Genomic DNA, 24,510 nt, shown 5'->3' with positions numbered 1-24,510 from the left:
CTGTGTCGCATGCCCGATTGCGAATCCGCAAGGGGCCGTTGGTCGCTTATAAACTGGCTGGATCGTGGTTAACATCACGTTTCGCGCCCACGTCCCGGCAAGGCCCCCCAAAAGAAGGGGTGGAACCTGTGCCCTCGTTTGGTATAGGGTTGGCCAACCAAACAGGCGGGAGCGCGGGTGAATGCGCAGAACGATTTTTGTGGCGGCTGTCGGCGCTGCCGTCCTCGTGCTTGGCCATGTGCCGCTGGCGAATGCCGATGTGTTTTCTTCCAGCAACCGGCGTGCGCTGTTCAAGTCGCAGAAAAGCCTTCTGGATAACCGCGCGTCCAAGCAATATTCCGCCTCGGTACGATTGCAGCCGCCCACGGTGAACACGCCCACGAAATGGGACACGCCGAAATACACCGGCAAATACAAGGGTCAGTTTCTGGTCATCGCGCGCGAGGCGGCGAGCCGTCATGGCGTCCCGGTTGATCTGTTCCTGCGGCTGGTCCAGCAGGAAAGCGGATGGAACCACAAGGCGGTGTCGCACAAGGGTGCGCTGGGGCTGGCGCAGCTGATGCCGGGCACGGCCGCCCGTTTGCGGGTCGATCCCGCCGATCCGGTGCAGAACCTCGAAGGCGGGGCACGATACCTCAAGCAACAGTACAGCACTTTCGGCGATTGGCGTCTGGCGCTGGCGGCCTATAATGCGGGCCCCGGTGCCGTGCAGAAATACGGCGGCGTGCCGCCCTATGCCGAGACGCGGAACTACGTCAAGGTTATCTACGGCAAGTAACCTTCTGCTTTTGCTGAAAAATTACTGAATGTTTCAGCACTGTGATCCGCAAGGATTCCGGCGGGGGAACCTTTGTGATCTGGACGGTGTTGTCTGCTCAGAGCGCCACGGAACCGGATGACCCGGCCCGTAACGCGCAGAAAACTGAGGAGCACAAGATGTTCGACAAAATGAAAAAACTCGGTCTTGCAGCGGGCGTGAGCCTGTTTGCCCTTTCCAGCTATGCCACTGCAGCGGAGCTGCCGCCGATCTCAGAGATTGAGGTGGGCACGACATATGCCGCCGCGACCGATACCAACGCGGCCGAGAAGTTCCCGGAAATCGCGACGGACCTTCAGGCCGCCATCGCCGAGCGCGTGCCGACCTCCACCGACGCGGGCGATCCGCGGATCGACGTCGATGTTCGCAAGATTTCGCTTAACGGCGACATGATGCTGAACGATGCCGGTGAGTTCAACGAGATCGAAGGCGTCGTGTCGATCACGGACCCCAGCACCAGCAGCGGCAACAGGTCGTTCCCCGTGAGCATCGCGGCACTTGCTGCTGACACGCCGGTCCCGGAAGGCACTTATGTTATCGAGCCTTCAACCGAAGACTTCTATAACGTCATGATCGCGGCATTCGCGGACCGCGTCGCGGTCGAGCTGGGCAACGTCAACACCAGTGGCGATACTGTCAGCAAGTAACGCCACCATCGCATTCAGATTGGCGCGCTGTCCCGCGCCCGTCTGATCAGGGGCTTCCCCGAGCCTCGGGCGCAGACCGATCCCCCCGGTTTGCGCCCTTTTTGCGCAAAGCCCTATTCGGCGGCGACGCCCACCTCGATAACCGGCTCCATCGCGTCGAATTCGGCGTCGGACAGATGGCACTTGATCTGATGTCCGTTTGCCATTCTGCGCTGCGGTGGCACTTCGGTTTCGCACAGGTTGCCGGGGACCTTGCTTTTCCAGCGGCACCGGGTCTGGAACGGACAGCCCGGCGGTGGGTTCATCGCCGAGGGCACATCGCCTTCGAGCACGATGTGTTTCTTCTTGACCCGCGTGTCGGCGATGGGCACGGCAGACAGCAACGCCTCGGTATAGGGATGATAGGGCGGGGCAAAGACCTGGTCGGTGGTGCCCAGTTCGACCACATGGCCCAGGTACATCACCATCACCCGGTCGCTGAGATAGCGCACGATGGACAGGTCATGGCTGATGAACAGCAGCGTGGTCTTCTGGTTGCGCTGAATTTCCATCAGCAAGTCCGTCACCGCCGCCTGCACCGACACGTCCAGCGCCGAGACAGGTTCGTCCGCCACCACGATCCGCGCATCCCCGGCAAAGGCGCGGGCGATGCCCACCCGCTGCTTCTGCCCGCCAGAAAGCTGGCGCGGCATCCGGGTGGCAAATTCCCGCGGCAGTTTCACCAGATCCAGCAGTTCCAGCATCCTTTGCCAGCGGTCCTTTTCATTCTTGCCGATGCGGAAGATTTCCAACGCCCGGACGATCTGCCGCCCTACGGTCATCGACGGGTTCAGCGTGTCGAACGGGTTCTGGAACACCATCTGCACATCCGCCACGTTCTTTGTGCTGCGCTTTTCGATGGGCACGTCGCCGATGTTCTGGTTGTCCAGCAGGATCTGACCTTCGGTTGCGGTTTCCAGCCCCATGAGCACCTTGGCGAAGGTGGATTTGCCACAGCCTGACTCGCCCACGATGGCCAGGGTCTCGCTTTCGCGCGCCTCGAAAGAAAGTTCCTCGTTGGCCTTCACCACCTTGGTGTCACCACCGCCGAACATGGCGCTGGCCGCGACCTGGTAGTATTTCTTGAGCTTGTCCATCTTGAGGACGACATCACCGACCTCGCCCTTCTGCTTGGTGTCGGCCACCTGCGGCGGGGCGGACCAGTCGATTTCCTCGTAGCGCAGACAGCGGGTATGGTGACGGTCGTTGCCGTCGACCACGAACATCGGAATGTTGCCCTGGTCGCAGCGGCCGGCTTCGAAGTAGTCGCAACGGGGACCGAAGTTGCAGCCCTGCGGGCGTTCGTGCGGCAGGGGAAAGTTGCCGGGGATCGCGATCAGCGGGCGCGCGTTCTTGTCCGCGCCGGGCAGGGGGATCGACCGGAACAGCGCCTGTGTGTAAGGGTGCTGCATTTCGTCGAACACATCTTCGATGCTGCCGCGTTCGACCGCCTCGCCGGAATACATCACGCAGATCCGGTCGCAGGTCTCCAGCACCAGGCCAAGGTTGTGGCTGATGAACAGCATCGAGGTGCCGTATTTCTTGCCCAGGTCCTTGACCAGTTCCACCACCGCCGCTTCGACGGTCACGTCGAGCGCGGTCGTCGGCTCGTCCAGGATCAACAGCGACGGCTCGGACATCAGGGCCATGGCGATCACGATGCGCTGCTGCTGACCCCCCGACAACTGATGCGGATAGGCCTTGAGGATGCGTTCCGGGTCCGGCAGCTTTACGTCCGTGACCACCTGCAACGCGCGGTCATAAGCCTCCTTTTCGGACATGCCCGCGTGGATCATCGGCACTTCCATCAGCTGCTTGCCAATGCGCATGGCGGGGTTCAGCGATGCCATCGGCTCCTGGTAGATCATCGCGATCTCGCTGCCGCGGATGTCGCGCAGTTCGTCATCGCTCATCTCGCCCAGATCGCGCCCCTTGAACTTGATGGAGCCGCCGACGATGCGACCGTTCTTGCCCAGATCCTGCATCACCCCCAGCGCCACGGTGGATTTGCCGCAGCCGGATTCGCCGACCAGGCCCAAGGCCTCGCCCGGCATGACGCTGGCCGAGAAATCCATCACCGCGGGGATTTCGCGCAACCGGGTGAAAAACGAGATCGACAGCTTGTCGATCTCCAGGATCGGGCCGTCGTATTTCTCTTTTGCCATTTTCGTCTCCCGCTCGCAAAGGCGACACCGCCCCTGCTTTCATTGTTCCTCAAATACACCGAGGGGTCGCGCCCCCGGCGCATCCTCCCGTATTTTCAAGCCCGCCTCAGGCGCGACGGGCGGGTCCCCGGTCCCGCCGTTTCAATCAGTCCCTCAGGCTTTCTTCACGCAAGCCATCCGCCAGCAGGTTCAGTCCCAGCACCAGCGTCAGCAAAGCCAGCGCAGGGGCAATAGCCGCATGCGGATAAAGCGACAGCAGGCGTCGTCCGGCGTTGATCGTGCTGCCCCAGTCCGGGCTTTCCGATTCCAGGCCCAGCCCGAAGAAACCCAATGTGCCCAGAAGGATCGTGGTGTAGCCGATGCGCAGGCAGAAATCGACGATCAGCGGCCCGCGTGCGTTGGGCAGGATTTCCCACAGCATGATGTACCACGGGCCTTCGCCCCGGGTCTGGGCCGCCGCCACGTAGTCGCGTGTCTTGATGTCGAGCGCGAGGCCCCGTACGATCCGGAAAACCGTGGGCGCGTTCACGAAGACGACCGAGACAAAGACCACCAGGATCCCCGGCCCCAGATCGAAGGGATCGAGATAGGTGGGCAATCCCGGAATGGTGTAGGTGGGCGTCTCGACGATGGTGCCGCCGCTCGACACCATGGCCAGGTAGAACCAGACCCCGACACCCAGCACGACGATCAGCAGCGGCGTGCGAAAGGACGGCTGCGTGTAGTAGCGCGAGTTCAGCAGCACCGCGAGGAAGATCAGCGGAAAGACGAACAGGAAAAGCGCCATGTAGTTCGGGATGCCGGTCAGCACGATCTCGGGTGTGACCAGCAGGTAGAACAGCAGGATCACCGGGAACGCCAGGATCAGGTTGGCCAGAAAGCTCAGGATCGTGTCCAGCCGCCCGCCGTAGTAGCCCGCCGGCAGGCCCAGAGTGATCCCCACCATGAAGGCAAAGAGGGTCGCGAAGGGGGCGATCTTGACCACCACCCAGGACCCCTTGATGAGCCGGGAAAAGACGTCTCGTGCCAGGTTGTCGCCGCCCAGTAGGAACCAGGGGTAATCGCCTTCCTCGGCGCGGGCCAATGGCGTGCCCGGCAGCTCGTTCTTCATGCCCGAGACCTGGCTCAGACTGTCATGTGTGACCAGCAGGTCGAAGGCGCCGCCAAAGACCCCGGTGAACACCCAGAACATCACGATGGCAAAGCCGATCATGCCCACGGTGCTGTCAAAGAGCTTGCCATAAAGGCCCAGCCTGCGCTTGTAGGTGATCGACACCGCAAAGGTGACGACCAGCGCGATCCAGACAGGGATCATCTGTTGTGCCATGCCGCCGATGATCCCGGCTCCGGGGCCCATGAAGATGCCGCCGACCAGATAGACGAGGATCAGCGCGATCACGCCGTAGAACAGCCAGCCGATGATCTGGTTCAGCAGGCCGGCAAAGCCGGTGTTGCCTGCCAGCGTGCCGTCCGCGCTGACCGCCCGCGCGGAACGGTCCGGCACAAAGGAGGCAAGGATCTGCACGACGATCGCCGCCGCAAGCAGCCCGGTCAGCAGATAGAAGACGATGTTGAGCCCCGAAAGCGCGCCCGTCCATGTCAATGGTTCCATGTCAAAGCTCCTTTACGAGATGCGGATGCGCGGGTTCAGGTAGACGTAGCCGATGTCCGATATCAGCTGCGTCATCAGCACCACCGCGACCGAAACCACCGAGACCGCCAACAGCAGTTCGATGTCGTTGTTGCCTGCGGCCTGCACCAGCAACCAGCCGAAGCCCTTGTAGTTGAACAGGGTCTCCACGATCACGACGCCGTTCAGCAGCCAGGGGATCTGCAGCATGATCACGGTGAAGGGCGCGATCAGCGCGTTGCGCAGCGCGTGTTTCAGGACGATGTCGCTGAACTTGACCCCCTTCAGCCGTGCGGTACGGATATATTGCGCCGTCATCACCTCGGTCATGGAGGCGCGGGTCATGCGCGCGATATAGCCCATGCCGTAAAGCGAAATGGTCAGCACCGGCAGGAAGAAGTTCCAGAAGGTCGCATCCGCCATGGCAGAGGTGGCCGACCCAAGGAACAGGGTCTTGCTGTCGATCAGCCCCCAGTCGTTGAGCAGCGGCGAAAGACCGAAGCGTGAAGAGGCCAGCACCGCGATGAAGATCACGCCGGAGACGTATTCCGGCGTTGCCGTGGTGGCGATGGAGAAGGTGGAGAGCGACCGGTCCAGCTTTGACCCTTCGCGCATGCCCGCCAGCACCCCCACCAGCAGGGCGGAGGGCACCATGAGCAGCAGCACGCAGAGCATCAGCTTGCCGGTCAGCGCAAGCCGGGTCAGCACCGTTTCACCGACCGGCTCCTTGAACACGGTGGAATATCCCCAGTCGCCCTGCAACACGCCGCAGCGGGTGGGGCGCGCGATCTCGGGCGTTCCGGCGGCAAAGCAGCGCCCGAATGTCTCGCCTTCGGGACGTTCAGTCACCCAGCCGGGCAGCACGCCCAGCCACTGGCCGAACTTGACCGGCAGCGGCTGCAGGTAGCCGCGGTTTTCGAGGTATGACGTCACGGCCTCGTCCGACATGCGGAAGTTGCCTTGGGTCTTCGCCAGTTTTTCGAGGTTCGGGTATAGGTTTGTCAGCCAGAACACGATGAACGTCAGGCACAGCGCCGTCAGCAACATCACGCCCAGTCGACGTAAGATGAATAGTCCCATTGGGTGCCCCTGTTGGTGGCGCAGCGGGTTTGCCCCGCCGGTTCTTGTTTTGGCCTTGCGGCCTTTTTGGTGGCGCGAACGGCCGGTCCCGAAGTCCGCGCGGGGAGGGCGCTATTGCGGCTTGGTCCCCGGCGCGACCGCAAAATCCCACCGTTTGCTTTGTATCTTGCGCATCATCAGCGACGCCATGAAGGCATGAAGCCGCCCCAAAGGTCAATGTCGTGATCCGGCACTTGTTTGTCTTTTTGCGACACGGATATTCGCCGAATGCGACCTTCAAAGGCCTGTTGCCGGGGTCCTGGGGTCCTGACCCTGGCGCAGGGGGAGGCGCAGCTTGCTGGGCGGCTGGCCGGTGTGCTGCTGGATGAAGCGGGTGAAATATGCGGCGGAGCCGAACCCGAGATGGCGTGCGATGTCCTGTGCGGGCTGGCGAGTTTCTATCAGCAGGCGGCGGGCCTCGGCCAGGACACGCTCGGTCAGCAGGTCCGCCGCGGTCTTGCCGGTGGCGGCCTTGACCGCGCGGGTCAGATGGGTGGGGGTGACGTTCAGCGTCTGGGCATAGGCCGACATCGGCGCGCCACTGCAAAAGCGGTGCGGTAAGAGATCGCAGTACAGCTTGCTGAGCCGTGCGGCGGCGTTGCGGCGCGGTGGTACGTGTTCGTCCAGCATGATCTGGCGCCGCAACCAGACAGAGATCAGCGCCGCGTGCGCCTCTGCGGCGTCCTGCGCCAGGGGACGATCCTGCTGCTGCTCGCGCGCGGCGGCTTCGATCAGCCCGCTGAGTTCCGATTGTACCGCCACATCGCGGATGCGCAGGTGACGCGGGATTTCGGGCAGGCGCAGCGCCGACCCGGGCGGGATCACCACCGCCTGCGCCATGCCCTGACGCCCGAGGTCCAGCGCAAACAGCGACCCCTGCGGCACCCAGAGCGCGTTGTGCGTGCCCACGCCGCGCCGCAGTCCGTCCAGCAGGGTGCGGCCCTGCCCGCGGGTGATCCAGATCAGCAGGTGATGCGGCCGATCCTGCGCAAGATGCAGTCGCCAGTCCTGCCCGCCGGTCAGCTGCGGCAGGGTCATCACCTTGATGTCTGAGAGGGCAAAGCTCATTCCGGGGTCGCGTTTGTTTTAGTCAGCCGTAGTCTTACACCCAAAAAAGGACTTGGAAAGTTGTAAAATGAAAAGCAGTGCGGTGTCAGTGGGGTGTGATCCGATGCCAGTCGGCCATCTTGGAGCGCATCCAGGTCCGTTGCCGTTTGGCGAATTGCCGGGTCGAGATGACGGCCCGTTCCCGCGCCTGATCGAGCGTCATCCTGCCTGCGAGATGCGCCATCAGCTCCGGCACGCCGATGGCCCGGTGCGCGGGCAGGGCGGGGTCATAGTCGGGCGCGACGCGCCGCACCTCGTCCAGCGCACCCTGGTCCAGCATCAGGTCAAAGCGCCGTGCGATGCGGGCGTTCAGCCAGTCGCGTCCGACATCGAACACGATGCGCCGGACACGGTCGGGCGCCAGCAGCGGCGCGCCGGTTTCCGCCTGCCAGTCGGACAGGCCGCGACCGGTGGCCTGCAACACCTCCCAGGCGCGCTGAACGCGGGCGCGGTTGCCGGTGTCGAGGCCCCGCGCGGTGCGCGCATCCAATCCTGCCAGCAACGTGTCGAGGTCCAGCGCGTCGGCCGCGTCGCGGATCGCCGGCGGTGTCGCGGGGATCTCGGCCAGCCCTTCGGTCAGCGCCCTGAAATACAGCCCGGTCCCCCCGGTGATGATGGGCCGCGCCCCGCTCTTCAGGATCGCAGCGACCTCGCGCAGCCAATGCCCCGTCGAATAGGGCTGCGTCGCGGCGACATGACCGAAAAGAAGGTGCGGCGCCTGCGCCTCTTCCTCGGGCGAGGGGCGGGCGGTGATGACGCGCCAGCAGGCGTAGACCTGGCTTGCGTCGGCGTTCACGATCACCCCGCCGTGGTCGCGGGCGATCTGCAACGCCAGCGCGGTTTTCCCGCTGGCCGTCGGACCGGCGATCAGCACCGGCATGTCGGCAGGCAGATCGCCCAGCATCTCGGTAGACAACATTTCTTGTCGGAACCCTCTGCCGTGCATTGAACCTTTCCTTCATTTGCGACATTTTGCGCGGAAGTGAAACCGCCGATGAAGTCAGCCCCCCGAAAGGTTCGCACATGCCCCAAGACGCGTCCAACGTCACCTTCAAACGTGTGATGCTGAAAATATCCGGTGAGGCGCTCATGGGGAACGAGGGGTACGGCCTGCATCCGCCGACGGTGGAACGGATCGCCCACGAAGTCCAAAGCGTCCATGAGCTTGGCGTTGAGATCTGCATGGTCATCGGCGGCGGCAACATCTTTCGCGGATTGCAGGGGTCCGCACAGGGGATGGAGCGGACAACGGCGGATTACATGGGGATGCTGGCGACGGTGATGAACGCGCTGGCGATGCAATCCGCTCTGGAAAGCCTGGGCATTCATACCCGCGTGATTTCGGCCATCACCATGAACGAGGTCGCCGAGCCCTATATCCGCCGCCGCGCCGTGCGCCACCTTGAGAAAAAGCGGGTCTGTATCTTTGCCGCGGGCACCGGCAATCCCTATTTCACGACCGATACCGCCGCCGCGCTCAGGGCCAATGAAATGGCCTGCGAGGCGATTTTCATGGGCAAGAACGGTGTCGACGGGGTCTACGACAAGGACCCCAAGAAATTTGCCGATGCCAAGCGTTACGATACCATCAGCTACGACGATGTGCTGCAAAAGCGGCTGGCGGTGATGGACGCCTCGGCCATCGCGCTGACACGGGACAACAACCTGCCGATCATCGTGTTTTCGCTGGACGAGCCTGGCGGGTTCAAGGGGATCCTCGCCGGCGAGGGGACCTATACCCGCGTTCAGGGCTAGCGGGACCAGCCGTTTGCGGGCCGATCACTCGGTGACGGTGTGATTGGCGGGAATATCGACCACGATCATCGTGCCCGAGATATCACGATCCACCGATATCTTTGCATCGAGGCTGCGCACCAGCTCAGCCACGATGCGCCCACCCAGCGAGTCGCTTTTCGGCCATTCCACGCCTTCGGGAATCCCGTTGCCGTCATCGGCGACATGAAGGCGGATCATGCCGTCGCTCAACTCCTGGAGCCGGACATCGACCAGGCCCGACTCGCGGTCTTCGAAGGCGTGCTGCATGGCGTTGGTCATCACTTCGGACAATACCAGCCCCAGTTGGGTCGCGGTCTGGATCGGCACAGTCACCCTGTCGGCGTCGATGTTCACACGCACGCCCTGGCGCCCGTTGATGTAGGCGATGGCATTGGCCACCCGCGTCAGATACGCGCCAAGGTCGATGTCATCCTTGCCCGTGTTGCGGTCGCCGGTGGAATCGCTCATCTCTTCGTACAGAAGTTGCAGTGTCTCGATCCGCCGCGCGAGGGTGTCGAATTCGGCCTGCGGGGTCGATTTGGAACCGCGGGCCTGCATGCGGATCATGCCGATGATCATGGACAGATGATTCTTCACCCTGTGCTGGACCTCTGCCAGAGCCTGCAGCGTGTCCTCGTTTTCCGGTTCGTCGTCCGTGTAAACGGTCTGAACCCCCATGAAGTAGGGGACCTGATCCTCTCCGTCGGTAAGAGGGGCGATCATGAGCCGGTTCATGAACTTGCTGCCATCCGCGCGGTAGTTGCGCAGAATGACAGTCACCTCTTCGCGGTTCTTGATGGCTTCGCGCAGTTTCCGGACACCAAGCTGATCGGTGTCATCGCCCTGCAGAAAGCGGCAGTTCCGCCCCAATGCGATGTCGCTGTGGTAGCCTGTCATCTCTTCGAAGGCGCGGTTGACATAGACGATGGGATTGTCGGGCAGCTGCGGATTGGTCAGCACCAGCGCGAACGGCGCCCGTGTCAGGGCATCCACGGCCACATTCGTGGGCATCCTGTTTACCGGAATTTTCTCGCCGTCTGCCACTTTGACACGTTCCTCTCAGACAATATCCGTTTCGTCGGTCACTGACTGTATCCCAGATTTGCCAGGGTTAGGCAACTTGGCCGTTGATACGGTGCGCCCATGAAGGGACGCAGTTCTTGCAGGCGGCGGGCAGGTGCCGGTGCATCTATACAATCCGTGGCGGTTGACGTTATATCGGGTCCGAAACGTGAATTGACCAATCCACCACCGGAGATCCCATGTCTGACGACTTTATGCTCGACACCGATGACCTTGAGCGGCGCATGAAGGGCGCCATCGCGTCGCTGAGAACCGAATTCGCATCGCTTCGCACCGGACGCGCGTCGGCATCCATGCTGGAACCCGTGATGGTGGAGGCCTACGGCACGCCCACGCCGATCAATCAGGTCGGCACCGTCAACGTGCCGGAGCCGCGGATGGTCACGATCAATGTCTGGGACAAGGGGCTGGTCAACAAGGTGGAAAAGGCGATCCGCGAGAGCGGGCTGGGGATCAATCCGCAGATGAACGGCACGATCATCATGCTGCCGATCCCCGAATTGAACGAAGAACGCCGCACCCAGCTGACCAAGGTGGCGGGCAATTACGCCGAACATGCCCGCGTGTCGATCCGCAACATCCGCCGCGACGGCATGGACCAGATCAAAAAGGCCAAGGCAGACGGCATGTCCGAGGACGATCAGAAATTGTGGGAAGGCGAAATGCAGGACCTGACCAACAAGTATATCGCCCTGATCGACGATACGCTGGAGACCAAACAGGCAGAGATCATGCAGGTCTGACGCCTGTTCGCTTTTTTCCGCGTCCGGCGCGGGACGTTCCTTCCAGGGAAGGGGCGCGTATTGGCGGGGCGGCGCCCCGGGTGCCGCTGCACAGGATAAAATTCGCGATCAAGGCGCATCGCGGCTTGAGCACAAGGACCAGCCCATGAAAGCCCGCGCATGACCCCACAGCCAGAACCAGACCTTGCCGCGGCAGGCGGGCCGCGTCACGTGGCGATCATCATGGATGGCAACGGCCGTTGGGCGACGCAGCGCGGCAGGCCGCGGCTGTTCGGGCATCACGCCGGGGCCAAGCGGGTGCGCGAGATCGTCGAGGCCTGTCCCGACTTCGGCGTGGAATACCTGACGATCTTTGCGTTCTCGACCGAGAACTGGAAACGCACGCAGGTCGAGGTCGCGGGTCTGATGAGCCTTTTCCGGCGCTACATCTCGAAAGAGACTCGCAGCCTGAGCGAATTCGGGGTGCGGGTGCGGTTCATCGGCGACCGGGTCCGGCTGGACGACAAGCTGATCCGGCTGATGAACGAGCTGGAGGTCGCGACCGCCCACAACACCCGCGTGCATCTGACCATCGCGCTGAACTACGGCGGTCGGGACGAGGTGGCGCGCGCCACCCAGCGCCTGGCGCGGGATGTGTCCGAGGGGCGGCTGGACCCCGACGACGTGGACGAGGAAACCCTGCCGCGCTATCTCGATACGCATGTGTTGCCGGACCCGGATCTGGTGATCCGCACCAGTGGCGAGGCGCGGATTTCCAATTTCCTGCTGTGGCAGTCGGCCTATGCCGAGTACGAGTTCATCGACACGCTGTGGCCGGATTTCAGCAAGGCCGAATTCGGCAGACTCTGCGCGGCCTACGGCGGACGCGACCGACGTTTTGGCGCGGTAAAGACCTGATGGGAGGGGTGAAGAGACATGTCCGAGCGTAGCGATCAATGGTCCGACCTGAAGACACGCATGGGCGCCGGTGCCGTCATGGTGCTGATCGGAATTATCGGCATCTGGCTGGGGGGGCATGTGTTCCACCTTCTGGTGGCGCTGATTTGCGGCGTCATGGTCTGGGAACTGGTGGGCATGCTCCGCCCCGGTGACGGATCTGCCCCGCTCAAGCTGGGGGGGCTGACCGGTGCGGCAGTGCTGGTATCGATCTACCTGCCTGTGGGTTTTGCCCTGCCGATCCTGCTTGCCCCCGCACTGGTCGGCTTTGGCCAGCTGGACAGGCACAGGACGATCTATCTCAGCTTCACGGCGATGATCCTGCTGGCGGGCTACGGGCTGATGATGGTGCGCGACGATTTCGGTGTCGGCTGGCTGCTGTGGCTTGTGGTTGTGGTGGTGACGACCGATGTGGTCGGCTACTTCGCGGGTCGGGCCATCGGCGGGCCAAAATTCTGGCCCCGTGTCAGCCCGAAGAAGACCTGGTCGGGCACCGCAGCGGGTTGGGTCGGGGCCGCGGTCGTGGGGCTTTTGTTTTCGATCAACACGGGCGCGTCACTGGAACTGGTCGGCGTTTCCGTTGCCCTGTCCATGGCCTCGCAGATGGGCGACATGGCGGAATCGGGCATGAAGCGGCGCATGGGGGTCAAGGACAGTTCGAACCTGATCCCGGGCCACGGCGGTCTGATGGACCGCTTCGACGGGATGCTCGGGGCGTCCATGTTCCTGCTGGTGATCGGGCAGTTCATCGGTCTGCCGTTCGGGATGGGCTAGGGCGTGGTCAGGCGGGTTTCGATCCTGGGGGCCACCGGGTCCATCGGGCAGAATACGATCGACCTGATCCGCCGCGCGCCTCGGGACTATGACGTGGTGGCGCTGACGGGGGCTGGCAATGTCGCACAGCTGGCGCGGGATGCGATCGACCTGAGGGCAGAGGTCGCCGTCACCGGCCGCGAGGACCTGCTGGAGGATCTGCGCGCGGCGCTTGCAGGCAGCGGGGTTGCCGCAGCGGCGGGGGCGGCGGCGATCTGCGAGGCGGCGGCGCGTCCCGTCGACTGGACCATGTCGGCGATCGTCGGTGCGGCGGGTCTCGCACCCGGTCTGGCGGCCCTGCGCAACGGCAAGACACTGGCATTGGCCAACAAGGAATCGCTGGTCTGTGCGGGAAAGCTGATGATGGACACCGCCCGCACCCATGGCGCGCGGATCCTGCCGGTGGACAGCGAACACTCCGCGATCTTCCAGGCGTTGACGGGCGAGGACATCGCGGCGGTCGAGCGGATCATCATCACCGCCTCCGGCGGCGCCTTTCGCGACTGGCCCCTGGAACGGCTGGCGCAGGCCACGCCGGAGCAGGCGTCGCACCACCCCAACTGGGACATGGGGCAGCGCATCACCATCGACAGTGCGTCGATGTTCAACAAGGCGATGGAAGTCATCGAAACCCACGAGTTCTTTGGCACCCCTCACGACCGGATCGAAGTGCTGGTGCATCCGCAGTCGATGATCCACGCACTGGTGGGGTTCAACGACGGGGCGCTGATGGCGCATGTCGGCCCGGCGGACATGCGCCACGCCATCGGTTTTGCCCTGCATTATCCGCAGCGCCGCCACCTGCCGGTCGAACGGCTGGATCTGGCGGCCATCGGGCAGTTCGAATTCCGCCCCCCGGACGAGAGGCGGTGGCCCGCATTGCGTCTGGCGCGAGAGACCATCGCGGCGGGTGGGCTGACCGGCGCAGTCTTCAACGCCGCCAAGGAAACCGCGCTGGACGGATTTATCGCGGGCCGCATCGGATTTACCGACATGGCCGATATCGTGGCGCAGACGCTTGAGGACAAAAATGCGTCAGATGGCCTCATTGGTGCCACGATGACACTTGATAACGTGCTTCGGATTGACCATCTGGCACGGAACGCGGCAGAAGCCGCGATGAATAAAAGAGCAGGGTGACGTTTTGGACATTATGGCGCTGATACCGCAGTTTGGCGGGCTGATCTGGACTTTGCTTGCCTTTGTCGTGGCGCTTTCGGTGATCGTCGCGGTCCATGAATACGGCCACTACATCGTCGGGCGCTGGTGCGGGATCAAGGCGGATGTGTTCAGCCTGGGCTTCGGACCCGTCCTGTGGTCCGGGATGGACCGGCGCGGGACCAGATGGCAGGTGGCCGCGCTGCCCTTTGGCGGCTACGTCAAGTTCGCGGGCGACGCCAACGCAGCCTCGGGTAAGGACGAAACCGCGATGGCGGCCTTGGCGGACGATCCGGCCGCACTGCGCCATACGATGCACGGCGCGCCGCTGTGGGCGCGGGCCCTGACCGTCGCCGCGGGGCCAGCCTTCAACTTCGCCATGTCCATTCTTGTCTTCTTTGCCGTCGCCTATACCACCGGGGTCCAGCGCAGCCCGCTTACGGTCGGAGAGCTGCGCCCACTGCCGCAGGCGGAGCGCGGGCTGGCGCCGGGTGACGAGATCATCGGCATCAACGGCATCGCGATGCCGCAGGACGACCCGGCGGCCTACGGCAGGTTTTTCGACAATATTCCCGTGGTGCCGGAACTGACCTATGACGTGGTCCGCAACGGCACCGAACAGAGCGTCGAAGGCCCCTTCATTCTGCCGCCGCTGGTCAACCAGGTGATGCCGCAGTCCGCTGCCTATGAGGCGGGGCTGAAATCGGGGGACGTCATCACCGCGATCGACGCGCAGCCGGTCTTTGCCTTTGACCAGCTCAAGGACGCGGTCGAAGGGTCCGACGGGGCGGCGCTGGCGCTGACCGTCTGGCGCGACGGCGAGACACTGGAATTCTCCATGACGCCCAAGGCCACGGACGAGCCGCAGCCCGACGGCACCTTCGTCCGTAACCTGCGGATCGGGATCGCCGGCGGAATGTCCTTTGAACCGGCGACGGAATCACCCGGCCTGGGCGAGGCGTTGAAGTCCGGTTTCGCCAATACCTGGCGGATCATCACCGGCTCGATCTCGGGGCTTAAGCAGATGATCATCGGCAACATCAGCACCTGCAATCTCAGCGGTCCGGTGGGTATCGCGCAGGCCTCGGGCGCAATGGCCAGTCAGGGCGCCACGTCATTCATCTATTTCATCGCGGTGCTGAGCACGGCGGTCGGGCTTCTCAACCTCTTCCCGATCCCTGCGCTGGATGGCGGCCATCTGACGTTCTACGCCTACGAGGCGATCACCGGCAAACCACCCAGCGACGGCGCGCTGCGGATCCTGATGGCCATCGGTCTTGCGCTGGTCCTTTCGCTGATGGTCTTTGCGCTGGGGAACGATCTGTTCTGTCCCTGAGGCCGGGCAGGGGTCACTATTTTCGCGTTGCCACAGAATAGCCTTAATTCGTCAAAATTGGGTCGTAATCCCTTGCTACGTATTCCGCGTAGCGAGAGGAGTCCTTCATGCAAGCTATTCAGAAATCGTACCGCGGTCTGAGTCTTTTGATGGACCTCAACTGGGACCGCGCCCTTTATGTCGGAACGATCGGCGTGGCACTCGCGGCCTGCGCCTATGTCGGTTCGCTCTGAAGACGACCATCCACAACTGAATGATGTTACAACTTTGAAATGCACTGCATGATGTGGTGCATTTTTTGGTGCTGTGCTTTTGACAAAGGCGGATAATCTACGTACTCAGGTCCTTAATGATGTCGCAAAATTGGGTTTGAACCATGAGACTGAGGACTAGGGGCGGTGGTCCTGAAAAGCAGACAAGGGCAGGGCGTGTCGGCGCGTTTTTGCGGGGTGCATCGGTTTATGCCCTTTTGTCAGCAGCTTGGATGGCGCCCGCAGCGGAATTGACCGCACAGGAATACCGTTTCAATTCGGTGGTGATCAACGGCAACGAGCGGGTCGGCGACAGTGCGATCCTCGCCCGTGCCGGAATCAGGCGCGGCCAGGCGGTCAGCGGTGGACAGCTGAACGATGCCTATCAGGCGTTGCAGAACTCCGGCCTGTTCGAGTCCGTGATGATCGAGCCGCAGGGCGGAACGCTGGTGATCACTGTTACCGAACTGCCGACGCTGAACCGGGTCAGTTTCGAAGGGAACCGGCGCATCAAGGACGAGGTGTTGGCGCAGCTCGTCTCATCGCAGGAACGGCGCGTCTTCAATCCCACGCAGGCGGAGGCCGATGCCGCCGCCATCGCCGAAGCCTATAGCAACGAGGGCCGGCTGTCCGCGCGGGTCGAGCCGCGCATCATCCGCCGCGACCAGAACCGCGTCGACCTGGTGTTCGAAATCTTCGAGGGCGACAACGTCGAGATCGAACGCCTGAGCTTTGTCGGCAACCGCGTCTACTCCGACCGGCGCCTGCGCCGCGTCCTGGGGACCAAGCAGGCCGGATTGTTCCGTCGCCTGGTAAAGCGCGATACATTTGTCGAAGGACGGGTCGAGGCGGACAAGCAATTGCTGCGCGACTTCTATCTGTCCCGCGGCTATGTCGATATGCGTACCACGGCGGTAAACGGTGAGCTGACCCAGGAACGTGACGGCTATTTCGTCTCCTACAACATCACCGAAGGTCAGCAATTCAGGTTCGGCGACATCAACGTCGTGTCCGAAATGAATGGCGTGGATGCCGCGACCTACCGCAACATCGTCAAGGTGCGGCCTGGCGCGGTCTATTCGCCGACCCAGGTGGAGAACGATATCGCCCGGCTTGAGCGGCAGGCGATCCGCGACGGCGTGGATTTCATGCGGGTCGAGCCGCAGATCGACCGCAACGACCGCGACCTGACGCTTGATGTGACCTATGTCATCAGCCGCGGGCCGCGCGTCTTTGTCGAACGGATCGACATCGAGGGGAACACCACCACACTGGACCGGGTGATCCGCCGGGAATTCGACAGCGTCGAGGGCGATCCCTTCAACCCGCGCGAGATCCGCCAGGCGGCGGAGCGTATCCGCGCGCTGGGGTATTTCGAAACCGCCGAAGTCAATGCCCGCGAGGGCAGCAGCGGCGAACAGGTCGTCGTCGACGTGGACGTCGAGGAAAAGCCGACCGGCTCGCTGAATTTCGGCGGCTCGTTCTCCAGCAACGACGGTCTCGGCGTCGCGGTCAGCTTTGCCGAGCAGAACTTTCTGGGCCGCGGTCAGCGTCTGGGGCTTACCGTCTCGACCGCCGAGGATGCCACCCGCTACGGCATCAACTTTGTAGAGCCGCGGCTTCTGGGACGCGACCTGTCCTTTGGCCTGACGCTGGACTATGCGGAGACCAATTCGTCGTTCACGTCCTTTGACACCAACCGGCTGATCTTCCGCCCGTCGCTGACCTTTCCGCTGTCGGAAAACAGCCGGATGCAGGTACGCTACACGGCGGAAGAGCTGGAAGTGCTTCAGCGCGAGGTGCCGACCAATGGTCTGACCGTTGCCGACGACATCGCGGCAGGGCCGCAGTTCAGCTCGTCGATCGGCTATACCTATACCTACGACACGCGGCTGTCCGGGCTTGATCCCACATCGGGTGTGCTGTTGCAGTTCGGTCAGGACTTCGCCGGTCTTGGGGGCGACAGCGAATACATCAAGACGACCGCCAAGGTGATCGGAGAAAAGCGCATCCTCAACGAGGAAGTGACCCTGCGTGCCACGCTGGAAGGCGGCGCGCTGGCCTGGCGCAGCGGCAACAACCGGGTCGTGGACCGTTTTGTGCTGTCGCCTTCCGTCCTGCGCGGCTTCGAGCCGGGCGGCATCGGTCCGCGTGACATCGGCGGCGCCGCGGACGATCCGCTGGGCGGCAACCTGTATGTCGCGGCGCGGTTCGATGTGGAATTTCCGCTGGGCCTGCCCGAGGAATACGGGATTTCCGGCGGTGTCTTCTATGACGTCGGCAATCTGTGGGATCTCAGCGACGTGAACTACAACGGCGGTACCGTCGTCGGCGAAGGCGGGTCCTTCCGCCACGTTGTCGGTGTGTCGCTGTTCTGGGACACGCCGGTCGGCCCCTTGCAGTTCAACTTCTCGAAGGCCCTCAAGAAGGAAGTCTTTGACAAGGAACAGAGCTTCGAGCTGACGCTGCGCACGGAATTCTGATCTCATGGGGCGGCTGGCCCATAGTCTGGCCGTGGTGCTGGCGCTGATCTGCGCCGCACCGCTGGCCGCGCAAGAGCCATCGGCGGCGCCCGCCCCCGAGCGGGGTGCCGTCGTCAGCCCCGTGCTGACCATCGATTCCGAACGGATTTTTCAGCAAAGCGACTTTGGCCAACGCGTGGCGGCGGAAGAGCGCGAAAAGCTGTCCGCGCTCGAAACGGAAAACCGCGAGATCGAGGCCCAGCTGGAGCGCGAAGAACGCGCGCTGACCAAAAAGAGAACGCAAATGCCGCCGGAGGAATTCCGCGTGCTGGCGGACGCCTTCGACGCCAAGGTGCAGGAAACCCGGAGCGCCCAGGACAGGAAGCTGCGCGAGCTGAGCGCCGAGTTCGACCGTGAGCGGACGAAGTTCCAGCAGGCGGCGGCACCGGTTTTCGAGCAGCTCATGCGCGAGTCCGGGGCGGCCGTGATCCTGGAGCGCCGGTCCGTCTTTGCCAGTGCGACGGTGATCGAGATCACTGAAGAGGCGATCGAGCTTTTGAATGAGACGCTGGGCGACGGGTCGGGCGCCAGCGACCGCTGAGCCCATGTTGCCCATTGGGTGCATAATTGCTAGCCCTGTACGGCACGTGACGTGAAGGACAACGAATGAACCAAGAAAAACAAAGTGCTGACATCCAGACAATTCAGCGCATCCTGCCGCACCGCTATCCCTTTCTGTTGGTGGACAAGGTGATGGAAATCGACGGCACTTCCTCTGCCGTGGGGATCAAGAATGTGACGATGAACGAGCCGCATTTTCAGGGCCATTTTCCCGGCACCCCGATCATGCCCGGAGTCACCATCGTAGAGGCGATGGCGCAGACGGCGGGGGTCATGCTGGGGGTGGCGCTGGATATCATGGACCGCGACATGCTGATCTACTTCATGTCGATCGACAAATGCAAATTCCGCCGCAAGGTTGTGCCGGGCGACGTGCTGAGGATGGATCTGAAAACCCTGCGCGGCAAGGCGGGCGGCAAGGTCTGGCGCTTTGGCGGCGTTGCCACGGTCGAAGGCGAGATGGCCGCCGAGGCCGAATTCATGGCGATGGTCGATCTTCCGAAAGAGGCATCATGAGTAACATCCACCCTACCGCGATCATCGAGGACGGCGCGCAAATCGACGCGTCTGTGCAGATCGGCCCCTATTGTACGGTGGGGCCCGAGGTCGTGCTTGGGGCTGACGTGGTGCTCAAGAGCCATGTGGTCATCACCGGGGATACCCGGATCGGCGCGGGTACGGTGATCTTTCCGTTCGCCGTCATCGGCGAAATCCCGCAGGACCTGAAATTCCGCGGCGAGAAGACCGCGTTGATCATCGGGGAACGCAACCGTATCCGCGAGCATGTGACCATGAACTGCGGCACCGAGGCCGGTGGCGGGGTGACACGGGTGGGCAATGACGGGCTCTATATGGCCGGTTGTCACGTGGCGCATGACTGTGTCGTGGGCGACCGTGTGGTCATGGTGAACAACTCCGGTCTCGCGGGGCACTGCGTGGTCGAGGACGACGTGATCCTCGGCGGGCTGTCAGGCGTGCACCAATGGGTGCGTCTGGGCCAGGGCGCCATCATTGGTGCGATGACCAAGATCACCAACGACGTCATCCCCTATGCGCTGGTTCAGGCCCCCAAGGGTGAGCTGGAGGGTCTGAACCTGGTGGGGCTCAAGCGCAAGGGCGTGTCGCGCGCCGACATCACCGCGCTCAGGGCGGCCTATCAGATGCTGGCGCAGGGCGAGGGCACCTTTCAGGAGCGCGCGGTCCGGCTGGGGGCGGAAACCGAAAGCGACTATGTGCGCCGGATCACGGATTTCATCACCTCCGAGACCGACCGCCATTTCCTGACACCGAAATGACGCTGGCACTCATCGCGGGGCGCGGCAGGCTGCCGGCGCAGGTTGTCGCGGCGCAGGACCGCGCACCGCTGATCTGCGCGCTGGACGGCACGCCGCCGGACACGCTGGCGGTGGATCTGACCTTCCGGCTGGAAACGCTGGGCTCTTTGCTGATCGAACTTGGCCAGCGCGGGGTGACGCAGGTCTGTTTCTGCGGTGGCGTGCACCGGCCCGCGCTTGACCCTACGGCGCTGGACGACGAGACCAGACCGCTGATACCGATGTTCGAAAAGGCGCTGGCGGCGGGCGACAACGGCGCGTTGCAGGTCATCAAGGAGATTTTCGAACAGACCGGTTTCGAGGTCGTGGGGGCCGACACGCTGGTGCCCGATCTGGTGGCCCTGCCGGGGGTTTTGTCCGATGCCTGGCCCAGCGCGCAGATGCGCCGCGATGCCGCGCGGGGCGAGGCGGTGCTGGCAGGGCTGGCGCCGCTCGACATCGGGCAGGCCTGCGTGATCGGCGGGGAACAGGTGCTGGGGGTTGAGGCCATGGGCGGCACGGCGCATCTGCTGGAAACCCTGCCGCCGCGCGCGCGAGAGATGAACGCGATTCTCTGCAAGGGACCCAAGGCCGGACAGATCCGCGAGATCGACATGCCCACCATCGGCCCCGAGACGCTGCGCGCGGCCCATGCCGCCGGTCTGGCCGGGGTGATCGTGGATGCAGGCGATGTGATCGTTCTCGACCGCGAGGAGTGCGTGCGTCTGGCCGACGAATTCGGCCTTGTCCTGTGGTCCCGGCGCGGGGGCGAGGGGTGAGGGTCTTTGTCCTTGCCGGTGAACCTTCGGGCGACAGGCTGGGCGGGGCGTTGATGGCCGGGCTGAAGGCCCTGCGCCCCGATGTGACATTCGAGGGTGTGGGAGGCCCCGAGATGCAGGCCAAAGGTCTGGAGAGCCTGTTCGACATGTCGGAACTGAGCGTCATGGGACTGGCCGAGATCCTGCCGAAGTACCGGGCACTCAAGGCGCGGATCCGGCAGACCGCCGACGCGGTGCTTGGGATGCAGCCGGATGTGATGATCACCATCGACAGCCCCGATTTTTCCCTGCGGGTCGCAAAACTGGTCAAGGCGCAGAGCGCCATCAGGACCGTGCATTACGTGGCGCCCTCGGTCTGGGCCTGGCGGCCTGGCCGGGCGGCGCATATGGCGAAACACATCGACCATGTGCTGGCGCTGCTGCCCTTTGAGCCGGCGCTGATGCGGGCCGCGGGCATGGAATGCGATTTCGTGGGTCATCCGGTGGTGTCCGAGCCTGTTGCGACGGATGAAGAGGCCGCTGCCTTCCGCCGTGAAAGCGGCATCGGTGACGCGCCTTTCGTACTGGTCCTGCCGGGGTCGCGCAAGGCAGAGGTGGCGCGCCTGGGGGCGGTGTTCGGCGATGCGCTGGGGCTGCTTCTGGCGCGCCGCCCGCAGATGCGCGTTGTCGTGCCAGCCGCGGTATCGGTCGCCGACGAGGTGCGCGCGGCGGTGGCGGATTGGCCCGGGACCCCGCTGGTGCTGGACCCGCGCGATGGCGGCGATGCCAAGGCACGCAAGCGCGCGGCGTTTCGTGCGGCGGATCTGGCGCTGGCGGCCTCGGGCACGGTATCGCTGGAACTGGCGGCGGCGTCGACGCCGATGGTGATCGGATACCGGGTGAACTGGCTGACCTTTCGCATCGTCAAGGCGATTGCGCTGATCGACACGGTGACGCTGGTCAATCTGGTCAGCGAGACACGGGTGGTGCCGGAATACCTGGGCCCCGACTGCACGGCGGAGGGGATTGCCGAAGGTTTGCAGGCGGTGCTGGCCAATCCGGAGGCGCAGGAGGCGGCAATGGCGTTGACCATGGAGCGGTTGGGCAAGGGCGGCGAGGCGCCGGGTTTGAGGGCGGCACGGGCGGTTCTGGACGCGATGTGATCTACAGCGCGCCGGCTTTAACCTGATCACCCGATATCGCCGATGTCCCGAGAGCGCGAAGCAAAGCCGCGCTGACGCGCGATTCGATCCAAGAAGGAATGAGGAGCGCCGCTCCTCAAACTCCTCGGAGTATTTTTGGCAAAAAGAAAAGCGGGGTCAGCCTTTGTGGATCCATCCGCCGCCGAAAATGCGGCTGCTGTCGGGATCGTAGAAGACGCAGGCCTGACCGGGTGAGACGCCCTGTTCGGGGGTGAGCAGTTCAACTTCGGCGGTGGTGTCGGAAAGCGGGCGCAGGATGGCGTCCTGCGGCGGACGGGTCGAGCGGACCCGTACCGCGATGGGCCATTCCGTGCGGCTGGTCAGCGGGGCGTCGCCCAGCCAGTTGATTTCCTTGACCGGAACCGTCCGGGTGGCCAGCATCGATTTTGGCCCGACCACGACTTCCTTGCGCTCGGGGTCGAGCTTGATCACGTAGAGCGGGTCGGCAAGCCCGCCGATCCCGAGGCCGCGGCGCTGACCGACGGTGTAGTTGATCACACCCTCGTGGCGGGCCAGCACCTGGCCGTTCGTATCCACGATATTGCCCGGATCGGCGGCTTCGGGCCGCAGTTTGCGGATCACGCTGGCATAATCGCCGTTGGGGACGAAGCAGATGTCCTGGCTGTCGGGTTTCATCGCGACGCTCAGCCCGTATTTGGCGGCCAGCGCGCGGGTGTCGTCCTTGCTGGGCAGGTGGCCCAGCGGAAAGCGCAGGTAGGACAGCTGTTCGGGCGTGGTGGAGAACAGGAAATAGCTTTGATCGCGGCTGGCATCGGCGGCGGCGTGCAGTTCCGGACCATGTGCGCCCATCTTGCGCTGGATGTAGTGGCCGGTGGCCATGCAATCGGCATCGAGGTCCCTGGCGGTTTCCAGCAGGTCCTTGAATTTCACCCGTTCGTTGCAGCGGATGCAGGGGACCGGGGTGGCTCCGCTCAGGTAGCTGTCTGCGAATTCGTCGATCACCGCGTCCTTGAAGACATTCTCATAGTCGAGAACGTAGTGGGGAAATCCCATGTCCTCGGCCACGCGGCGGGCATCGTGGATGTCGATCCCGGCGCAGCAGGCGCCCTTTTTGGCCAGCGCCGCGCCGTGATCGTAGAGCTGAAGCGTCACGCCGACCACGTCGTAGCCCTCTTCAGCCAGCATGGCGGCCACGACGGAGCTGTCCACGCCGCCCGACATGGCCACGACGACGCGGGTATCGGCCGGTGGCTTGGCGAAGCCAAGCGAATTGAGGGGCGGCGTCTGATCGAGGGGCATGCGGAACTCCGGGGGGTTTGGTGGGCAATATAGGAAAATGCGACCTACTCACAAGGGGGCGCTTCACTGCACGTTAAATCGGCGAGGGGCACAGAAGACGGGTGCAACGAGGGAACGACCAGATGTACCTGAAGAAAGTCGAAGGGCCGCGGGCGGTCACGTTACCGGATGGGTCAGTGATGTCGCGCGCCGATCTGCCCGCGCCCGACACACGGCGATGGGTCGCGTCACGCAAGGCCGCGGTGGTCCGCGGGGTGGTCCATGGCCTGATCACCCGCGACGAGGCGATGGAGCGATATCAGCTGAGCCCGGATGAGTTTCTGGAATGGCTGCGGGCTGTCAGCGAACACGGGGAGACCGCGCTGAAGGCGACGACGCTTCAAAAGTATAGACAACTTTAAGTTGTTGGGGGTATGCTGCTTTAGTCGGTAACGGGTGGTTAACCTTTTTTGTTCACGATCCATGCCTAACAAGTGAGCCAGACCCGGAGATTGCGAATGCGTGTATTGCTAGTTGAAGACGATCCTACAACCTCCCGCAGCATCGAACTGATGCTGACGCATGCCAACCTGAACGTCTATGCCACCGACCTTGGCGAAGAGGGCATCGACCTTGCCAAGCTTTATGACTACGACCTGATCCTGCTCGACCTCGATCTGCCGGACATGAACGGCCATGACGTCTTGCGGCAGCTGCGGGTCAGCCGGATCGACACGCCGATCCTGATCCTCTCCGGGGCCGACGACACGGAGAACAAGATCAAGGGTTTTGGATTTGGCGCCGACGATTACCTGACCAAGCCGTTTCACCGCGAGGAACTGGTGGCACGGATCCACGCCATCATCCGCCGGTCCAAGGGGCATTCGCAGTCGGTCATCGAAACCGGGCCGATCTGTGTCAATCTGGATGCCAAAACGGTCAGCGTGAACAAGGAGGCCGTTCACCTCACCGGCAAGGAATACCAGATGTTCGAACTTCTGTCGCTGCGCAAGGGGACCACACTGACCAAGGAGATGTTCCTCAACCATCTTTACGGCGGCATGGACGAACCGGAACTCAAGATCATCGACGTTTTCATCTGCAAGCTGCGCAAGAAGCTGAGCGCGGCAACCGGCGGCCAGAATTACATCGAAACGGTCTGGGGCAGGGGATATGTGCTGCGCGATCCCGAACCAGCGGAACGGACCCTCGCTGCCACAGGCTGAGCGGCGGGGTATTCGAAATCTCCTAGACCTGACTTTCCGGGCGACCTATCTAGATCGGGATATGGTGGC

24 protein-coding genes are annotated in these 24,510 nt (G+C 63.3%); 17 read left to right on the top strand and 7 right to left on the bottom strand.

From position 1 onward, the window contains the following. The first annotated feature begins 181 nt into the window (after positions 1-181). Both FIU94_RS14585 and FIU94_RS14580 read left to right on the top strand, forming a co-directional pair. Positions 182-778 (top strand): lytic transglycosylase domain-containing protein, encoded by a 597-nt coding sequence (locus FIU94_RS14585; protein WP_152466473.1) that lies wholly within the window; start codon positions 182-184, stop codon positions 776-778. Between the two features lie 41 nt (positions 779-819). Continuing rightward, positions 820-1,464: a hypothetical protein gene (locus tag FIU94_RS14580; protein WP_254702552.1), complete on the top strand. Its 645-nt coding sequence runs from the start codon at positions 820-822 to the stop codon at positions 1,462-1,464. A 113-nt stretch (positions 1,465-1,577) separates the two neighbouring features. On the opposite strand, the gene FIU94_RS14575 is transcribed toward FIU94_RS14580, so the two are convergent. The 5 genes from FIU94_RS14575 to miaA all read right to left on the bottom strand — a co-directional run bounded on the left by FIU94_RS14575 (position 1,578) and on the right by miaA (position 8,443). Continuing rightward, a complete protein-coding gene (locus FIU94_RS14575; protein ID WP_152466472.1) occupies positions 1,578-3,668 on the bottom strand; it encodes an ABC transporter ATP-binding protein in 2,091 nt (696 codons plus the stop codon). A 145-nt stretch (positions 3,669-3,813) separates the two neighbouring features. Continuing rightward, complete coding sequence (locus tag FIU94_RS14570) at positions 3,814-5,280, bottom strand: ABC transporter permease (RefSeq protein WP_172975915.1); 1,467 nt, start codon at positions 5,278-5,280, stop codon at positions 3,814-3,816. A 12-nt stretch (positions 5,281-5,292) separates the two neighbouring features. Beyond that, the gene (locus tag FIU94_RS14565; protein WP_152466471.1) at positions 5,293-6,378 is read right to left on the bottom strand and encodes an ABC transporter permease; all 1,086 of its coding nucleotides are present in this window, start codon (positions 6,376-6,378) and stop codon (positions 5,293-5,295) included. 276 nt (positions 6,379-6,654) lie between these two features. After that, positions 6,655-7,485 carry an AraC family transcriptional regulator gene (locus tag FIU94_RS14560; RefSeq protein WP_152466470.1) on the bottom strand — a complete coding sequence of 277 codons (831 nt, stop codon included), beginning with the start codon at positions 7,483-7,485 and terminating at the stop codon, positions 6,655-6,657. Between the two features lie 85 nt (positions 7,486-7,570). Continuing rightward, positions 7,571-8,443, bottom strand: a complete 873-nt coding sequence (miaA, locus tag FIU94_RS14555) for a tRNA (adenosine(37)-N6)-dimethylallyltransferase MiaA (RefSeq protein ID WP_152466469.1) — start codon at positions 8,441-8,443, stop codon at positions 7,571-7,573. A gap of 104 nt (positions 8,444-8,547) precedes the next feature. On the opposite strand from miaA, the gene pyrH reads away from it, so the two are divergent. Continuing rightward, positions 8,548-9,279 (top strand): UMP kinase, encoded by a 732-nt coding sequence (gene pyrH, locus FIU94_RS14550; protein ID WP_152466468.1) that lies wholly within the window; start codon positions 8,548-8,550, stop codon positions 9,277-9,279. A gap of 24 nt (positions 9,280-9,303) precedes the next feature. On the opposite strand, the gene FIU94_RS14545 is transcribed toward pyrH, so the two are convergent. Beyond that, positions 9,304-10,311, bottom strand: a complete 1,008-nt coding sequence (locus FIU94_RS14545) for a sensor histidine kinase (protein ID WP_152466467.1) — start codon at positions 10,309-10,311, stop codon at positions 9,304-9,306. A gap of 251 nt (positions 10,312-10,562) precedes the next feature. On the opposite strand from FIU94_RS14545, the gene frr reads away from it, so the two are divergent. From frr to lpxB, 12 genes are all read left to right on the top strand, one after another. Further along, complete coding sequence (frr, locus tag FIU94_RS14540; protein ID WP_152466466.1) at positions 10,563-11,126, top strand: ribosome recycling factor; 564 nt, start codon at positions 10,563-10,565, stop codon at positions 11,124-11,126. Between the two features lie 159 nt (positions 11,127-11,285). Further along, positions 11,286-12,023 carry a polyprenyl diphosphate synthase gene (uppS, locus tag FIU94_RS14535; protein WP_152466465.1) on the top strand — a complete coding sequence of 246 codons (738 nt, stop codon included), beginning with the start codon at positions 11,286-11,288 and terminating at the stop codon, positions 12,021-12,023. 18 nt (positions 12,024-12,041) lie between these two features. Beyond that, positions 12,042-12,836 (top strand): phosphatidate cytidylyltransferase, encoded by a 795-nt coding sequence (locus FIU94_RS20910; RefSeq protein WP_172975914.1) that lies wholly within the window; start codon positions 12,042-12,044, stop codon positions 12,834-12,836. Positions 12,837-12,839: 3 nt separating this feature from the next. Further along, positions 12,840-14,015 (top strand): 1-deoxy-D-xylulose-5-phosphate reductoisomerase, encoded by a 1,176-nt coding sequence (gene dxr / locus FIU94_RS20905; RefSeq protein WP_172975913.1) that lies wholly within the window; start codon positions 12,840-12,842, stop codon positions 14,013-14,015. Between the two features lie 4 nt (positions 14,016-14,019). After that, the gene (rseP, locus tag FIU94_RS14525) at positions 14,020-15,369 is read left to right on the top strand and encodes an RIP metalloprotease RseP (RefSeq protein WP_152466464.1); all 1,350 of its coding nucleotides are present in this window, start codon (positions 14,020-14,022) and stop codon (positions 15,367-15,369) included. Positions 15,370-15,476: 107 nt separating this feature from the next. Continuing rightward, positions 15,477-15,602 carry a hypothetical protein gene (locus tag FIU94_RS21135; RefSeq protein WP_302848708.1) on the top strand — a complete coding sequence of 42 codons (126 nt, stop codon included), beginning with the start codon at positions 15,477-15,479 and terminating at the stop codon, positions 15,600-15,602. Between the two features lie 251 nt (positions 15,603-15,853). Then, positions 15,854-18,103, top strand: coding sequence for an outer membrane protein assembly factor BamA (bamA, locus tag FIU94_RS14520; protein WP_254702551.1), 2,250 nt, complete (start codon positions 15,854-15,856; stop codon positions 18,101-18,103). A gap of 4 nt (positions 18,104-18,107) precedes the next feature. Next, complete coding sequence (locus tag FIU94_RS14515; protein ID WP_152466462.1) at positions 18,108-18,683, top strand: OmpH family outer membrane protein; 576 nt, start codon at positions 18,108-18,110, stop codon at positions 18,681-18,683. Positions 18,684-18,748: 65 nt separating this feature from the next. Continuing rightward, the gene (gene fabZ / locus FIU94_RS14510; protein WP_152466461.1) at positions 18,749-19,219 is read left to right on the top strand and encodes a 3-hydroxyacyl-ACP dehydratase FabZ; all 471 of its coding nucleotides are present in this window, start codon (positions 18,749-18,751) and stop codon (positions 19,217-19,219) included. Continuing rightward, positions 19,216-19,998 carry an acyl-ACP--UDP-N-acetylglucosamine O-acyltransferase gene (gene lpxA / locus FIU94_RS14505; protein WP_152466460.1) on the top strand — a complete coding sequence of 261 codons (783 nt, stop codon included), beginning with the start codon at positions 19,216-19,218 and terminating at the stop codon, positions 19,996-19,998. Before fabZ ends, lpxA begins: the two co-directional genes overlap by 4 nt. Next, complete coding sequence (locus tag FIU94_RS14500; protein ID WP_152466459.1) at positions 19,995-20,795, top strand: LpxI family protein; 801 nt, start codon at positions 19,995-19,997, stop codon at positions 20,793-20,795. Before lpxA ends, FIU94_RS14500 begins: the two co-directional genes overlap by 4 nt. Next, positions 20,792-21,937 (top strand): lipid-A-disaccharide synthase, encoded by a 1,146-nt coding sequence (lpxB, locus tag FIU94_RS14495; RefSeq protein WP_152466458.1) that lies wholly within the window; start codon positions 20,792-20,794, stop codon positions 21,935-21,937. The genes FIU94_RS14500 and lpxB overlap by 4 nt, the downstream gene beginning before the upstream one ends. A 156-nt stretch (positions 21,938-22,093) precedes the next feature. Here lpxB and mnmA read toward each other — a convergent pair whose 3' ends face one another. After that, positions 22,094-23,236, bottom strand: a complete 1,143-nt coding sequence (mnmA, locus tag FIU94_RS14490; protein WP_152466457.1) for a tRNA 2-thiouridine(34) synthase MnmA — start codon at positions 23,234-23,236, stop codon at positions 22,094-22,096. A gap of 122 nt (positions 23,237-23,358) precedes the next feature. On the opposite strand from mnmA, the gene FIU94_RS14485 reads away from it, so the two are divergent. Both FIU94_RS14485 and ctrA read left to right on the top strand, forming a co-directional pair. Next, complete coding sequence (locus FIU94_RS14485) at positions 23,359-23,637, top strand: DUF1153 domain-containing protein (protein ID WP_152466456.1); 279 nt, start codon at positions 23,359-23,361, stop codon at positions 23,635-23,637. 96 nt (positions 23,638-23,733) lie between these two features. Further along, positions 23,734-24,441, top strand: coding sequence for a response regulator transcription factor CtrA (ctrA, locus tag FIU94_RS14480; protein WP_152466455.1), 708 nt, complete (start codon positions 23,734-23,736; stop codon positions 24,439-24,441). Positions 24,442-24,510 lie beyond the last annotated feature (69 nt).

The organism is Sulfitobacter sp. THAF37, from assembly GCF_009363555.1.
Taxonomy (GTDB): domain Bacteria; phylum Pseudomonadota; class Alphaproteobacteria; order Rhodobacterales; family Rhodobacteraceae; genus Sulfitobacter.
Note: the sequence above shows the minus strand (reverse complement) of the source record. Positions and strands in the feature narration are given on the sequence as shown.